Consider the following 15,172-nt stretch of genomic DNA (forward strand, 5'->3'; position numbering starts at 1 on the left):
TGTATGTATTTTGATTTCCTAACATACAAATCACGGCTATGAAAATAAAAGGGGCTTTCCACTCATTTTCTCCTTCTGTTTTAACGTGGCATGGGGCGGAAAAAGGCCCTGACCGCTACTATGCATGGCCGGACGCTCTCTTCCACCCAAAAAAGAAAGGGTTATGCATGTTTTACTTTACATTCCCTAATTTGATATGCTGAACAATAAACCCGATTGTTAATACTGTGAAAATAAAGAGGAGGGGTATACTTGTTGCAAAGGCCGGGTTGTGCTGGAAAAAGTTCGCAAGTCTCGCTTCATGGGTGATCATTCTGCCAGCCGTGTAAGCAAGAACTGCTCCTCCGCAATAAATGAGAAAAGGAAACCGCTCCATAAATAGTAAGATGAGTTTGCTTCCCCAAATAATAATAGGGATAGAAATTAATAATCCGATAATTACGAGTGTAAAATTCCCATGAGCCGCTCCAGCAATCGCAAGGACATTATCAAAACCCATAACGAGATCGGCAAATACAATTGTACGGATTGCTTGAAATAATGTCGTTTTTCCTTGTATAGAAGAAAGGTCATTATTATTGTTGATTAGTAAATTTACGGCAATCAGTGTAAGTAGGATGCCGCCAATAAGTTGTAAGAAGGGAATATCGAGTAAGTATACAGCAAGTATTGTAAGGAGAATTCGCAGCACGATTGCTAGGACCGTACCAATAAAAATAGCTTTATTCCGTTTAGATTCAGGTAAGTTTCGGCTTGCAAGCGCAATTACAATTGCGTTATCACCGCCTAGTACAACATCGATACCGACAATCATTAGTATAGATGTCAAAAAATCTAACTCCATCATTTTGCCTCCATTTATTCTGTTTTAATCAGTAATATAGGTGCAGTTGTATGTATGAAACGAAAAAGCTTGACCAGCTCTATTACAATTGTACGGCGCTAGGTGGAATTGTATGTCCGATTTTTTATCATTTTAACCGAGAAGCCCCCCTCCTCTAAACGAAGTGAAGGTGGGAGATGAATCGGTTTTTTCTTTTTGAAAAAAACGTCTCTTTTTTGTAGAACGTATGTTTGTTTCGGTGTATAATGATCTTATCAAATAAAATGAGGTGAGAACAGGTGAAGAAAGCGTATTTTTCGAAACGGATCTATAAGACAGATTTACCATATGAAATGGTAGAGGCATTAACACATACAATCGAAACATGTAATCGGGCGAAACGCTTTGCATTTCAAACGATTGTTCGGGAAAAACGTTGGAACCGCAAGATGCATGCGGATAGTCTTCATCTTGTTCTCAAGCGGAATTATCAATTGAATGATTACTATGCAAACAGTGCGGCGCAAGAAGCGAAGGCATTGTTTACAGGTTTAATGGAGTTACAAAAAATATATGAGAAACAAACACAAGAGAAGGTTAAGAAACTCAAGAAAAAGTTGAAACAAGAACGGACAAAACTGACAAATCTTCGCAAAATCAAACAAAGTTGTGTGAAAGGAAAGCTGACGTTTCCGAAAAACGCCCGCTTCGCGAAGCGCAACAATCTCATCTCCTTATCTCGTAAAAAGGACACATTGATTTGGCTGAATGAATATCTGTTTGAACACCAGTACTTAGATGTTCAAATCAAAAGAATCCAGGCGAAAATCGGCCTTTTAACCCACAGACAATTCCGTTTAACACAGAAACTTGCATCATATAAAACGCATATTCCAAGCGCAGTATTTGGAAGCAAAAAACTGTTTCGCTCTCAATTTACCACCCGCGAGTTTGTACGTAACCATGACAAATGGAAAATATTATTTTCTCGTGCTCGAAATAAACAACTTATTCTATCTGGCCGTAAAGATGCCAAACATGGAAATTTTGTGTTTCAGTATGTGCCTGAGACACAGGAATTATGGATGGCGACAAGTTCCGGAAAAACACTTAAGTTCCCAGCTGTTACATTCCCGTATGGACAAGAAATCATGAAAGAAGTAATCACAACCCAATTACAGTGTAAGAATAAGAAAAAACATGGCAAATCGATTGCATGGTCTGTGGAAGACTATGGGGCGTATTACATTGTAAAATGTTTACTCGATGTGCCGAAAAACCCTCATACGAATTACAGTACATCAGATGGTGTCATCGGTGTAGATTGTAATCTTGAGCATTTTGCTTGGGCAAATGTAACGAAGGATGGAAATTACAAAGGAAGTGGTGCCCTTGTTTTTTCTATCATGGGTAAATCCACAGGACAAATCACAAAGATCATCGAAGTGGAAGCGATTCGCTTAGTGGACTTAGCGGAGCGGTATAACAAGCCGATTGTCATCGAGAAGTTAGATACAACCCAATCGAAAACAGGGAATCGATATGGAAATAAACATGTGAATCGAATGAGGAGTATGTTTGCTTATGAGAAGATGACAAGTGCAATTCTGAATCGTGCAGATAAAAGGGAAGTGGCTGTCTTTCAAGTGAATCCCGCTTACACTTCAATCTCCGGAAAGATGAAATACATGCGGAAATTCGGCATCTCTATTCATCAATCCGCGGCTTTTACGATTGGTCGCCGAGGGTTAGGGTATAAAGAAAAAGTACCTGGGGTGCTTCAGCCTTATCTTCCAAAGAAAGACGCACATCACTGGAGCCATTGGCATCAATTAAACAATCGATTGGATATTCGCACGCATCATTTCTATCAGCTATACGATGTAGATCAACCGAAAGGAGTCTTACAAATCGAACGGTTACACTTGTTTGAAAATGAAAAGAAAAAACTAGCAAAACGATTTGCATGATAAAAAAGAGCACTTTGTCCCAGATTTTTACGCTCATTACCAGAGCAGATAACAAGTCTAGGAACTGGATGCATGACAAAGTGTTCTATCCTCGATATAAGAACAAAGTAGTTGTACCTATTTTGTTTGCCTTTCGTCGGAAGATAGAATGGGTCGTCTTACATACAGATACTACTGAACTCTATATTGTTGTATCCTCTTTGTTGAACGAGAGGAACTGTTTTTGTGAGGGCAGAGACAGGAGAATCCCCCACCTCAAGCTCTTGTAGAGGGAGGTGGGGGTAGTTCAATAAGAAGGAATGAGGGAATTTATATCGCAAGTGTATATAATGGAATATATAAGAGGAAGGAAGTATGATGTATTAGCATAGAATAATCTAGGCGAATGACTGTTTTTCTAAAATGAAACGATTTTATTTCCATTCTGGAGAATCTTATCATAAAATGAAAGTACAAGAATCTATTGATTTGTCATATGAGTGGGGAATCCCTTCATAACAATTCCGAATAGGAAGGGAGAGTTGGATTTTGGACATTGAAAGAATTAACGATCATACGATGAAGTTTTTTATTACGTACGTTGATATAGAAGATAGAGGGTTTAATCGAGAAGAGATTTGGTCCAGTCGTGAACGAAGCGAACAATTGTTTTGGGAAATGATGGATGAAGCTCGCGATCATGATGATTTCTTTATTGATGGGCCACTATGGATCCAAGTACAGGCGATGGATAAAGGCATTGAAGTACTTGTAACGAAAGCACAGCTTTCAAAAGATGGACAAAAATTAGAATTACCAATAGGTCTAGATAAAATCATTGATATTCCTCTAGATGAGCGGATTGAATCACTATTTCAACAAGAGTTAGAGGAAGAGATGGAAGCGGGAACAAACTTTAACGAAGATGGAACATTTGGTTTTTTAATTAAATTTGATGATTTTGAAGACGTTATTTCGTTAAGTCATCGTCTTATATTTGAAGATATAAAAGATGAATTGTATTCGTTTGAAGACCGCTATTATGTATATGTTGAATTTGATGAAGTGCTACACGATGAAGAAGAAATTGACCGTATTTTAAGTATTATTTTAGAATATGGGGAAGAGTCTACTTTAACGGTTCACCGTGTAAGTGAGTACGGTAAACAGGTTGTTAAAGAACGCGCACTTGAGACGATTCGCAGTCATTTTTCTCCTAAAACGTAGGCCGATTTCAATATTATGAAATCGGCTTTTTATATGATGGGTATGATAAGAGTAGAAAAGCTATGTAAGTAAGGGGGGTAGGAATGAAAAATACATTAAAGTTACTTTTCTTTTTTCTAGGTTTATTCGCAGTGTTTGTTTCGTTACGAATGTTTATTGATGTAGCATTTTATTCGGATGTTATAGGCATAAAAGATATTTCGTTTTTAGGAATTATAAGTATTGTATTTACTATTTCTGCATTTTTAATTGGCTGTGTTATTTTCTTGGAAAATCGGCATCCATCTAAAACATTGACATGGTTAATTGTACTCGGTATTTTTCCTGTATTTGGTTTCTTTGCGTATTTATTGTTTGGACAAAACTTCCGCAGAAAACGAATGTTTCAAAAGAAGGCTCTTTTGGATGAACAAGCTTTCTTACAGTACAAAGGACATGAAGATTATCAAGAACGCATTCTACAGAATCATAAACATCAAGAACTGCTATTTCATTTAGCGGATCGGCTTGGTGCGTTAAATATTTCATTTCAGACAGAAACAAAAGTGTTAACGAATGGGGATGAAACGTTTCAAGCAATTTTAGCAGGATTGCAAAAAGCAAAGCATCATATCCATATGGAATATTATATTGTACGTGATGACAAGCTTGGTACACAAATTAAAGACATTTTAATTCAGAAGGCGCAGGAAGGTGTTACCGTCCGTTTTTTATATGATGCGGTTGGAAGTTTTAAGCTGTCAAATGCTTATATTGATGAATTAAACGATGCAGGTGTCGAGATGATTCCTTTCTTTCCAGTGCGTTTTCCGATTTTGAACGATAAAATTAATTATCGAAATCATCGAAAAATCGTTGTCATTGATGGGAATGAAGGTTTTGTGGGCGGACTGAATATTGGTGATGAGTATTTAGGGAAAAATAAATATTTTGGATTTTGGCGAGATACGCATTTGTATTTACGAGGTGAGGCCGTTCAAAGCCTGCAGCTCATATTCGTACAAGACTGGTTTTATATGACAGGGGAAGCAGTATTAGCACCTGAATATTTACAGGCGGAAGCAGTGGATGGAGATCATTGGGGCGGTGTCCAACTTGTCGCAGGTGGGCCAGATAATAAATGGGAGACAATTAAGCATCTTTATTTTGCGATGATTGCTTCGGCAAGGAAGTCTATATGGATTGCTACACCTTATTTTATTCCAGATGATGATATTTTATCTGCATTAAAAGTAGCAGCTCTTGCGGGCATTGATGTCCGTTTATTAATGCCGAGTAAACCGGATAAACGAACGGTGTTTTATGCATCAAGGTCATATTTTCCGGAGTTATTAGATGCAGGGGTAAAGGTATACGAATATGAAAAAGGTTTCCTTCACAGTAAAATTGTCATTGTCGATTCTGATTTAGCATCAATTGGGACAGCGAATATGGATATGAGAAGCTTTCATTTAAACTTTGAGGTGAATGCCTTTTTATATGATACGGATAGTATTCGAAAGCTTGTTAAGGATTTTGAGGAGGATTTACAAGAATCCAGTGAAATTCATGTGGATCATTTTCATAAACGCCGCCTTCATAGGCGAATTGTAGAATCGGCATATCGTTTATTATCACCTTTATTATGAGGAGGATGTTCTTACAAGGACGTCCTCTTTTTGTCTAAAAAGGAATTTGTAATAAATTGTAGAATACAAAGCGGTATAGAAAGGATGTGGTATTATGTTTGTTGCAAGGAGAGAAAATGGAGGGAAAGTTCACCTTCTTGAAAGCCGCAATGAAAAGGAGCTACTTGCAATGCGAAAGAAGGAACGCTTTTTTTGCCCGATTTGCAGGCGAGAGGTGCAGCTCAAGTTAGGGAAGCAAAAGAGATGGCATTTTGCTCATAAAAAATTAAATCAGTGCCTCGTTTCATCTGAGCCTGAATCCGCTTATCATATGCGCGGGAAGGAACAGTTATATAGATGGCTCAAGTCGCAAGGATTTCATGTGAAAATCGAACATTACCTCCCAGAGATTCGCCAAAGACCCGATCTGTTTATTGAAATGAAAGGAAGACAGATTGCAATTGAATATCAATGTGCCTCTTTATCCACTGAGCAGTTATTAAAACGAACGCGTTCCTATTGGGAAATAGGGATACAAATCATTTGGATATTAGGTGGAAATCAACTGAAAAGGCACTCTGCTTATTGGATCTCATTATCCTCGTTTCATTTTCTCTGCATACAATCTTATCCTCAGCCTTCACTTTTCTTTTTTTGTCCAAATAAAAAATCATTTCTTAAATGCGAACTTCTTACCCCGTTTTCTGCAAAGGTTTATTTTTCACAGATCATGTATTTCCCGGTACGTACCGTTACTTTTGAGAAACTCTTTTGCCAAGCACCAATTACGAAAGAACGATTGGAGCGGGAATGGCAGAATAAAAAGACCTACTTTCGAACGAATGTCCTTCCAATATGGAATTATAGTCATAAATTACTTTTACATCTTCTATATCAATATCACCTTTCTCCCTCTTGTTTTCCATCTGAAATTGGTGTTCCTCTTCCATCTGCATTTGCATTTCAAACACATCCTTTTGTATGGCAGGCTTTTCTTTGTATAGACTTTATTGGCAAATTTAAAATTGGAGAATATTTTTCATTACATGCTGTTTTTTACTATGTAAATAAAAAGCGTAGTATTCAGAGGCGCACGTTACCATATTTTTCGCAACATGTATGGCAATTGGCAATCGTAGAGTATGTAACGTTTTTATGTAAAGCGGGAATGATTGAAAGGGTGGATGTGCATAAGTACCGAAAAATAAGGCGATTTATGATGCCGAAAACAGAAGGGGAAATTAAAGAATACGATGCGATTTGTTTGTCGCATGCGCTATCTTTATTCGAAACAAAGTACAACATGGGAAAAGGAAAAGCGGATATAATAAAGGAGTATCCTGAAGGAATTACATAAGCAGAATCGAATTGTACTAGTAGAGATTAAAAGGGGGTTTTTATTGATGTCTAATCAAAAAACAGCAAAAACATTGCCAGACCGCAGTGAGATTGAAGAAATGAACACATGGCGTTTGGAAGATGTTTTCCAAACTGATGAAGAATGGGAAAAAGAATTTCAAGCAGTAAAAGAATTACTACCAAAGTTAACTGAATTTAAGGGGAAACTTGGTGATTCTGCTGATTCATTATTAGCAGCTTTACAATATGAAGATGAAGTCTCAATGAGATTAGGAAAATTATATACATATGCTCATATGCGTTACGATCAAGATACAACAAATTCTGCTTATCAAGCGCTAAATGATCGAGCAACAAACTTATATTCTCAATCGTCCAGCAGCATGGCGTATATCGTCCCGGAAATTTTAACAATTTCAGAAGAACAATTACAGTCGTTCTTACAAGAAAATAAAGAATTAAGTGTGTATGAACATGCGTTAGAAGAAATTACGCGTCAGCGTCCGCATGTACTGTCAGAGGCGGAAGAAGCATTGTTAGCAGAAGCATCTGAAGTTATGAGTGCATCAAGTAATACATTTGGTATGCTTAATAATGCGGATTTAAAATTCCCATCTATTAAAGATGAAAATGGTGAAGAAGTAGAAGTAACACATGGCCGTTATATTCAATTTTTAGAAAGCGATGATCGTCGTGTTCGTCATGATGCATTCCATGCTGTTTTTGAAACGTATGGGAAATATAAAAATACATTTGCAAGCACACTTAGTGGTGCAGTGAAACGTAATAATTTCAACGCGCGCGTTCGTAAATACGATTCTGCACGCCAAGCTGCGTTAAGCAATAATAACATACCTGAAACAGTATATGACCAACTTGTCGAGACAGTAAATGATAACTTACATTTATTGCACCGTTATATTGATATTCGTAAACGTGCACTAGGTCTTGATGAACTGCATATGTACGATTTATATACACCACTTGTACCAGAAGTGAAAATGAATGTGAAATATGAAGAGGCACAAGAGATTCTGTTGAAATCTTTAAACGTCCTTGGTGATGAGTATGTTGAGATTTTGAAAGAAGCATATGAAAATCGCTGGGTAGATGTATATGAAAACAAAGGAAAACGAAGCGGTGCGTATTCATCTGGTGCATATGGAACAAATCCGTATATTTTAATGAACTGGCATGATAATGTAAATAATTTATTTACACTTGCACATGAGTTTGGTCATTCTGTGCATAGCTACTATACAAGAAAAACACAGCCACATGTATATGGTGACTATTCCATATTCGTTGCGGAAGTTGCATCAACTTGTAACGAAGCAATTTTAAATGATTACTTATTAAAAACGACAGAAGATAAGAAAGAACGTTTATATTTATTAAATCATTATTTAGAAGGATTCCGCGGAACTGTATTCCGTCAAACGATGTTTGCTGAATTTGAACATATCATTCATAAAAAGGTACAAGAAGGCCATGCAGTAACGCCAGATATGTTAACAGAGATTTACTATGATTTAAATAAAAGATACTTTGGCGATGCTTTAGTCATCGATAAAGAAATTGGTTTAGAGTGGTCTCGTATTCCGCACTTCTATTACAACTATTATGTTTATCAATATGCAACAGGATTTAGTGCGGCAACAGCTTTATCAAAGCAAATTTTAGAAGAAGGACAACCAGCAGTAGAACGTTATATTAACGAATTCTTAAAAGCTGGAAGCTCCGACTATCCAATTGAAGTATTGAAAAAAGCAGGAGTAGATATGGCATCACCAGAGCCTGTTAAAGAGGCATTACAAGTATTTGAAGAGAAGTTAAATGAATTAGAAGCGCTATTATTTGAAGGTAAATAATAGCGAAAGAGGGAAGGCGAGAGTGGGATTTCTCGCCTTCTTTCTTTTTAAAAACCTTTGAACCGCTTTCTATGATTGAAATAAGAGAGGCCAATAACAATGACTGCAAACAAAAGAGGCAAGGCAATCATCTTTGGAAATGCTTGTAATAGTGAAAGGATGTACAGAAAAAAAGAAATACAAATGCCAAATAGTAGAAAGAAGATATGTGTTTTTTTCATAAAATCCCTCCTAAAAAGCTTCTTTTCATAGCTTATTCAGTAATGAAAACGTTTAGAATGTGACAAAAGTGTGAAATTCGACAAAAAGGCTTGTCATCTGACGTCGAATCTTGTAATATAATAAGCGTGAACGAATTCACATACAAACATATACCCCTTTGTTTGAACGTGAAAATTTCTCCCATCCCCTTTAATATTTTTATAAGCCGTAAAGAAAAAGACCTGGTGTTTACACCAGGTCTTTTTCTTTTGCAATCCATTTCCAATAACGTTCGCATTTCACTTCAATCATTCGTACTTTTCTTTTTAATGACAATTTTTTTAGTTCTCGTTCTATTTCTTGCTCTGAGCAGTTATAAATAAATGCAATTTCTTTCGATGACATAAATTGGACCATTTCTAATAAGAATTCCAGTGGTGGTAAAGGTGCTGGCTCAATGTCACATTTTACAATTTCTTTTAAGAGTTGTACGTACACATCATACGAATAAATTCCTGCAATTTTAATGCCCTCTTCATCTGAATTTGCATGAAAGAATACGAGAGAAGGGATTTCGGTAATGTGCATTTCGTTTGTGAACTTTAAATCGCACTGAAATGCTTTTTTTGCACTAATCGAATGCAAATCTTTTTTAAATTCCTCTACATCAATGCCGCTTTGCTGTGCGCATGCAAGTAGTGATTGCAAATCTGGTTTTGATATATTTTCAAGAAAAATGTATTCTTGAAGTTTCCGTAAAAATTTCGAACCTGCTTTTCGACCTTGCAACTCAGCTGCTTTAATTGCCATAGAAACTAAATACGGTGTAGATGAGGCGTCCTGCATATGTACTTTTCCATCGCATGAAAAGCCGTGCAAACTTGTTGTCTTTTCCCACACAAATCGAATATTAGCAGGTTTATTCCATTTGTGTGGGGAGGCGATTGCCCCTTCCACTTTGCCGGTTAATATGTGCCGAATCGAAAAATATTTTCCGTATTCGAGCCATAATTTAATGATGACTGGTTCGATTTCCCAGCAATCTTTGCAAAGTGGATCAATAAACAAATAGGCTTCCACAGATTTATGTTCGCATTTGGAAAGAGAAGGAATGCGCATATGCTTTGCTTCCTGTTTATCCATTACGCTTCACCTGTTTCGTTTGGAGTGTTGACCATATGCTGCGCAGTTAATGCTAAACGTTCAAAAACAAATTCTCGAATCTGCCCTTGTACTCCTGTATCTTCCATTGCTTGCTCCATACATGCTAACCAGGCTTTCGCGCGCTTTGGTGTAATCTCAAAAGGGAGATGGCGTGCTCTTAGCATAGGGTGACCGTGTTCCTCTGTATACAAATTCGGTCCACCTAAATACTGCGTTAGAAATTGCTTCTGCTTCCTGGCTGTTTCTGTCAAATCGTCTGGGAAGATGGGAGATAAGTCAGGGTGTTTACTGACATAGGAATAAAACGTATCGACTAATGCTGCAATGCCTTGTTCACCGCCAATTGCTTCAAATGGTGTCATCGGTTGCTTGTTCATCCTGTATAAACTCCTTTTTCCATCAAATGTATATCTATTGTAGCAATGGATTGTCACGAAGAGCAACTAAACAGCTCTTGTGTAATCCTTTGCTCATTTTTTCCTTAAGATAAAGCTAAATATAAGTGCAACATTGGTAAAGGTGAACCATTAGTAGGAAAAGCACCTACTGATGGAAGTTTCATTTTACCCAGCTACTCACAATCAGTAACCTTCCTTTTCAAAGAAGAAAAAACAAAGAGGGAAGGACTGACCGTAAGAGCCCGATTGGTGAGGGCTTTCCATCAGTGAGAAAAAACTTCTACTAATGGAAGTTTCACTTTAGCGTGCTTTGTTTTGTTTGGCAAGAAAAAAGCGTTGCACTTTATTTTTTGTATGGCGAACAGGTATATGGTATTTGTTCAATAAATTGAGGAAATCAGCTTTGCCCGCTGCTTCATCTTGTACTTCATATTCAAGTTCATAATCATCGTGATTGTAATAGAAACTATGATCAAATACAAGTGTGCCGCCCTTAAATGTAGTTTCTGCTCGTTCTGTTGTTAAGCTTCCCATATAAGCTAAAGTAGAAACAGGGATTTGCAGGGCATGTAGTTGATCTGCTACAGGGCCTGGAATGAGCCCGTTTGTTTTCATCATTAGTTGTGCTTCTCGTGCTGTTAAAGGTTGATGAGTTTCCAGTAACCCAATTTCAGCTGGTTGTTTTAAAGTTAATGTATAAGCTCCGTCTTTATGACGAATACGAAGAGCAGAGCCTGCTGCTTTTAAAGAAAAATGAGGTGTTTCAAAATAATGATTCACTTGTTTTGTAAATGATTCGATAGAAAACACATCGCATAATGCTTGAAATTCTTCTTCTGTGACCATATTTTTAAATTCAATTTCAATTTCTTGTGTCATTGTATAAGCTCCTTCTTAAGAGTAATTCTTTAGACATTATCGCTTTTTCGCAAATTTGGTTCAATGTTTTATTTGTTTGCGTCTATGTTATGATACAATAATAGTGTGAAGTAAGACAGGAAGTTGATATGGAGGAGTTAGAGCATGCAAAATAAAATCCAAGTTAAGAGCGTAGAAGAAAGAGAGAATGCTCTTATTTTTTGTGCGGAAAATATTGAAATACAAGTGGAGGAGTTAAAGGCGCGTAATCACGTACTTGTAGACTCAGATCATTTATCATTTTTATATATTTTAGAAAACGAATCAGCGTTCATTTATGTAAGTATTCCGCATACATGTTGGGAAGCAATGCACAGTGCAATGAAGAATGATAAAGCAATGTTTGTTCGTGTAAATAATACTGAAATTGAATTAGCACAATTGAAAGAAGAAGTGGAATATTTAATTGAAAATATTGAAGGTAATGCAAATTACGGAGAAGAACTTGTAACGGCTGTAGAAAAGGTATTTCTATAAGTAAATGGATTGACTTTGGTGGTGGTTGAAATGAATCGTAATTGGGAAGAATTTTTAGCGCCGTACCACCAAGCGGTGGCAGAGCTAAAAGTGAAATTAAAAGGAATGCGTTCTCAGTTTACAATGTTAACAGAACACTCTCCGATCGAGTTTGTAACAGGTCGGGTAAAGTCGGTTGCAAGTATTATTGATAAGGCGGAAAAGAGAAATGTACCGCTTGACCGACTCGGAGAAGAAATGCAGGACATCGCTGGTCTTCGGATGATGTGTCAATTTGTTGATGAGATTAAGCCTGTTGTCGAATATCTTCGAAAACGAAATGACTTTGAAATTGTGGAAGAACGAGATTATGTGACGCAAAAGAAAGAAAGTGGTTATCGTTCGTATCACGTTGTAATTAGTTATCCTGTTCAAACGATTTGTGGAGAGAAAAAAGTATTAGTTGAAATTCAAATTCGAACATTAGCAATGAATTTTTGGGCAACAATTGAGCATTCTTTAAATTACAAATATAGTGGGCGTTTTCCAGAAGATATTAAAGTGCGCCTTCAGCGTGCGGCAGAAGCAGCATTTTTATTAGATGAAGAAATGTCTTCGATTCGTCTTGAAATTCAAGAAGCACAAAAGGTTTTTTCGCGCAAACAAGAAGCGAAAGAATCCGAATCATAAACTAAAGGGTGTTGGGCGATGAAATTTGCAATTATGTCAAAGGGAGATCAATCATCAAACGCACTTGCAAGTACAATGACAGGTTACTTGCAAGATTTTGGGTTTACAATGGATGAGGCGGAACCCGATATTGTAATTTCTGTTGGGGGGGATGGGACGCTCTTATACGCGTTTCATCGTTACTATAATCGATTAGATGAGACAGCTTTTGTTGGTGTACATACGGGACATTTAGGGTTCTATGCAGATTGGTTGCCAACAGAAGTAGAAAAACTTGTGATTGCAATTGCGAAAACACCGTTTCAAGTGGTGGAATATCCGCTTTTAGAAGTCATTATTCGCTATGTGAATGGAAGTAAGGAATCGCAGTATTTAGCAATGAATGAAGCGACAGTAAAAAGCGCAGAAGGAACATTAGTAACAGAGGTGGAAATTCGCGGAGAATATTTTGAAACGTTCCGCGGGGACGGTCTTTGTATTTCTACTCCTTCTGGAAGTACAGCCTATAATAAAGCGCTAGGCGGAGCAATCATTCATCCTTCGATTGAAGCGATACAAATTGCGGAAATGGCTTCGATTAATAACCGTGTGTTCCGTACAGTCGGTTCACCGCTTGTTTTACCGAAGCACCATACATGTGTTTTAAAGCCATCGGCAGGAATGAATTTACAAATTACGGTCGATCATTTAACGATGGTTCATCAAGACGTAAAGTCAATTCAATACCGCGTTGCAAACGAGAAGGTGAGATTCGTTCGTTTTCGCCCATTCCCATTTTGGAAACGTGTTCGCGATTCGTTCGTTGCGGGTGAATAGAGAGGATTTATGTATTTGAGAAGATTTACATTAAAATGGTGTATGACAGAAGCAGAGAAGGGAATGCTCATTCGGGAATTTCTAAAAACGAAAGGGATTTCTAAAGCTGCTTTGACAGATATAAAGTTTCAAGGTGGGGCAATTGAAGTTGATGGTAAGCATGCGACGGTTCGGCACGTATTACAGGCCGAGGAAGTATTGCAAGTGTTTTTTCCGGTTGAGGAGAGAAGTGAAGGAATGCTGGCTGAAAATATTCCGCTGACTGTTCTGTATGAGGATGAATCCGTACTGGTAATCAATAAAGCACCATACATGTCAACCATTCCGTCAAGGGAACATCCGGCAGGAAGTGTTGCGAATGCGCTTCTTTATCATTATGACAGGCAGAATCTTGCAAGTACGGTGCATATTGTAACGAGACTGGACCGTGATACGTCAGGACTTATGCTTATTGCGAAAAACCGTTTTATTCACCATCTTTTATCAAAACAGCATCAGCAAAAGAAAGTGAAACGAACATATGAAGCCATTGTTCATGGAGAATGGCTAGAAGAGTCGGGAACGATTGATGCGCCAATTGGAAGAAAAGGCGATAGCATTATTGAACGAATGGTATGTGAAGACGGTCAAAAAGCAGTTACGCATTTTCAGGTGATGGAGAGATTTCCTGATAAAACAAGAGTCTCACTGCAGTTAGAAACAGGAAGAACACATCAAATTCGTGTACATATGGCATATTTAGGCCATCCGCTATTAGGGGATGACTTGTATGGGGGGAGTAAGTCGCAGATGAAACGACAAGCGCTCCATAGTACGAGTTTAACCTTCTATCATCCTATTTTAGAAAAACAGATGAAATTTCATGCGGATGTGCCAGAAGATATGAAAGAATTATTAAAATAAGCTGCCTTCACATGAGGGCAGCTTTATTTTTTAGTTATGTAATTGGACGAAATTTCTCAGGCACAAACGGCATCGAAGAAGGAACTGAAATCGTCTCCATCTCTGGATAGCGCAGCCCTGTTAGTTTCCCGCCAAAAACAGCTCCTGTATCAATATTTACCGTATGATTGACAAAACGAGGTTCTGCCACAGGAGTGTGACCATACACAATCCAAGCTTCTCCTTCATAATGCTTCGCCCAATCACGGCGGACAGGTGAACCATCAGGATGTTTTTCTCCAGTAATGTCCCCATATAATACGAAAGTTTGGACTTTCTTATCACTTCTTCCGATATAATCTTGGCGAATACCAGCGTGACAGACGATGAGTTTTTTGTTATCAAGCACATGATAGAGAGGTGACTGTTCGTAAAGATCGATAAATTTTTTCTGTACTATTTTTTGTTCGCGAGTTTGAAGGGCTTCATATTCAGCGACGGTTGTTTCTAATCCGTGTGCGATTGTTACGTTACGTCCGATGAAAAATCGGTACAACTTATTACAATGATTTCCCGGAGCGTAATAAGCTTCTTTTTTATTTATTACAAGCTCCCATACAATTTCAATCATTTTTAGGGATGCCGGGCCACGGTCAGTAATATCTCCGACAAAAGCAAGTTGTCTCTTCTCTGGATGTACAGGAAGACCGCTATCCCAGTTATAACCGAGCTGCACTGTTAATGTTTGAAACTCTTCTAAACAGCCATGGATATCTCCGATAATATCGTACTTCATTTCACAACCTCCATC

The 15,172-nt window shown here is 37.7% G+C and carries 15 protein-coding genes; 9 read left to right on the forward strand and 6 right to left on the reverse strand.

The window, feature by feature from the left end:
• Positions 1-172 precede the first annotated feature (172 nt).
• On the reverse strand, positions 173-844 hold the full coding sequence (locus tag NSQ40_RS06290; RefSeq protein ID WP_098101427.1) for a TerC family protein: 672 nt from the start codon (positions 842-844) through the stop codon (positions 173-175).
• A gap of 278 nt (positions 845-1,122) precedes the next feature.
• On the opposite strand from NSQ40_RS06290, the gene NSQ40_RS06295 reads away from it, so the two are divergent.
• The 5 genes from NSQ40_RS06295 to pepF all read left to right on the forward strand — a co-directional run bounded on the left by NSQ40_RS06295 (position 1,123) and on the right by pepF (position 8,836).
• On the forward strand, positions 1,123-2,793 hold the full coding sequence (locus NSQ40_RS06295; protein WP_341286073.1) for an IS200/IS605 family accessory protein TnpB-related protein: 1,671 nt from the start codon (positions 1,123-1,125) through the stop codon (positions 2,791-2,793).
• A 528-nt stretch (positions 2,794-3,321) separates the two neighbouring features.
• A complete protein-coding gene (mecA, locus tag NSQ40_RS06300) occupies positions 3,322-3,999 on the forward strand; it encodes an adaptor protein MecA (protein ID WP_003195931.1) in 678 nt (225 codons plus the stop codon).
• An 83-nt stretch (positions 4,000-4,082) separates the two neighbouring features.
• The gene (cls, locus tag NSQ40_RS06305; RefSeq protein WP_003195932.1) at positions 4,083-5,627 is read left to right on the forward strand and encodes a cardiolipin synthase; all 1,545 of its coding nucleotides are present in this window, start codon (positions 4,083-4,085) and stop codon (positions 5,625-5,627) included.
• A 94-nt stretch (positions 5,628-5,721) separates the two neighbouring features.
• On the forward strand, positions 5,722-6,963 hold the full coding sequence (locus NSQ40_RS06310) for a competence protein CoiA (protein ID WP_098158611.1): 1,242 nt from the start codon (positions 5,722-5,724) through the stop codon (positions 6,961-6,963).
• A 46-nt stretch (positions 6,964-7,009) separates the two neighbouring features.
• A complete protein-coding gene (pepF, locus tag NSQ40_RS06315) occupies positions 7,010-8,836 on the forward strand; it encodes an oligoendopeptidase F (RefSeq protein ID WP_098101357.1) in 1,827 nt (608 codons plus the stop codon).
• Positions 8,837-8,905: 69 nt separating this feature from the next.
• Here the strand turns inward: pepF and NSQ40_RS06320 are convergent, their stop codons facing one another.
• The 4 genes from NSQ40_RS06320 to NSQ40_RS06335 all read right to left on the reverse strand — a co-directional run bounded on the left by NSQ40_RS06320 (position 8,906) and on the right by NSQ40_RS06335 (position 11,478).
• The gene (locus NSQ40_RS06320; protein WP_157837860.1) at positions 8,906-9,019 is read right to left on the reverse strand and encodes a hypothetical protein; all 114 of its coding nucleotides are present in this window, start codon (positions 9,017-9,019) and stop codon (positions 8,906-8,908) included.
• A 267-nt stretch (positions 9,020-9,286) separates the two neighbouring features.
• Entirely contained in the window at positions 9,287-10,180 is an 894-nt protein-coding gene (locus NSQ40_RS06325) for a ClpXP adapter SpxH family protein (protein ID WP_006093953.1), read from the reverse strand.
• Complete coding sequence (locus NSQ40_RS06330; protein ID WP_003195936.1) at positions 10,180-10,578, reverse strand: globin domain-containing protein; 399 nt, start codon at positions 10,576-10,578, stop codon at positions 10,180-10,182. The genes NSQ40_RS06325 and NSQ40_RS06330 overlap by 1 nt, the downstream gene beginning before the upstream one ends.
• A 321-nt stretch (positions 10,579-10,899) precedes the next feature.
• A complete protein-coding gene (locus NSQ40_RS06335) occupies positions 10,900-11,478 on the reverse strand; it encodes a CYTH domain-containing protein (RefSeq protein WP_097969768.1) in 579 nt (192 codons plus the stop codon).
• A 144-nt stretch (positions 11,479-11,622) separates the two neighbouring features.
• Here NSQ40_RS06335 and NSQ40_RS06340 point away from each other — a divergent pair, with 144 nt between their 5' ends.
• From NSQ40_RS06340 to NSQ40_RS06355, 4 genes are read left to right on the forward strand one after another with little or no spacing between them, the layout of a single operon-like run.
• Positions 11,623-11,994, forward strand: coding sequence for a UPF0738 family protein (locus NSQ40_RS06340; RefSeq protein ID WP_003195938.1), 372 nt, complete (start codon positions 11,623-11,625; stop codon positions 11,992-11,994).
• 30 nt (positions 11,995-12,024) lie between these two features.
• Positions 12,025-12,663, forward strand: a complete 639-nt coding sequence (locus NSQ40_RS06345; protein ID WP_016113795.1) for a GTP pyrophosphokinase — start codon at positions 12,025-12,027, stop codon at positions 12,661-12,663.
• Positions 12,664-12,681: 18 nt separating this feature from the next.
• A complete protein-coding gene (locus tag NSQ40_RS06350) occupies positions 12,682-13,479 on the forward strand; it encodes an NAD kinase (RefSeq protein ID WP_003195940.1) in 798 nt (265 codons plus the stop codon).
• A gap of 15 nt (positions 13,480-13,494) precedes the next feature.
• A complete protein-coding gene (locus tag NSQ40_RS06355; RefSeq protein ID WP_033796974.1) occupies positions 13,495-14,382 on the forward strand; it encodes an RluA family pseudouridine synthase in 888 nt (295 codons plus the stop codon).
• 34 nt (positions 14,383-14,416) lie between these two features.
• Here NSQ40_RS06355 and prpE read toward each other — a convergent pair whose 3' ends face one another.
• Positions 14,417-15,157, reverse strand: coding sequence for a bis(5'-nucleosyl)-tetraphosphatase PrpE (gene prpE, locus NSQ40_RS06360; protein ID WP_098158612.1), 741 nt, complete (start codon positions 15,155-15,157; stop codon positions 14,417-14,419).
• Between the last annotated feature and the right edge of the window lie 15 nt (positions 15,158-15,172).

It is taken from the genome of Bacillus sp. FSL K6-6038 (assembly GCF_038050455.1).
GTDB classification, from domain to species: domain Bacteria; phylum Bacillota; class Bacilli; order Bacillales; family Bacillaceae_G; genus Bacillus_A; species Bacillus_A pseudomycoides.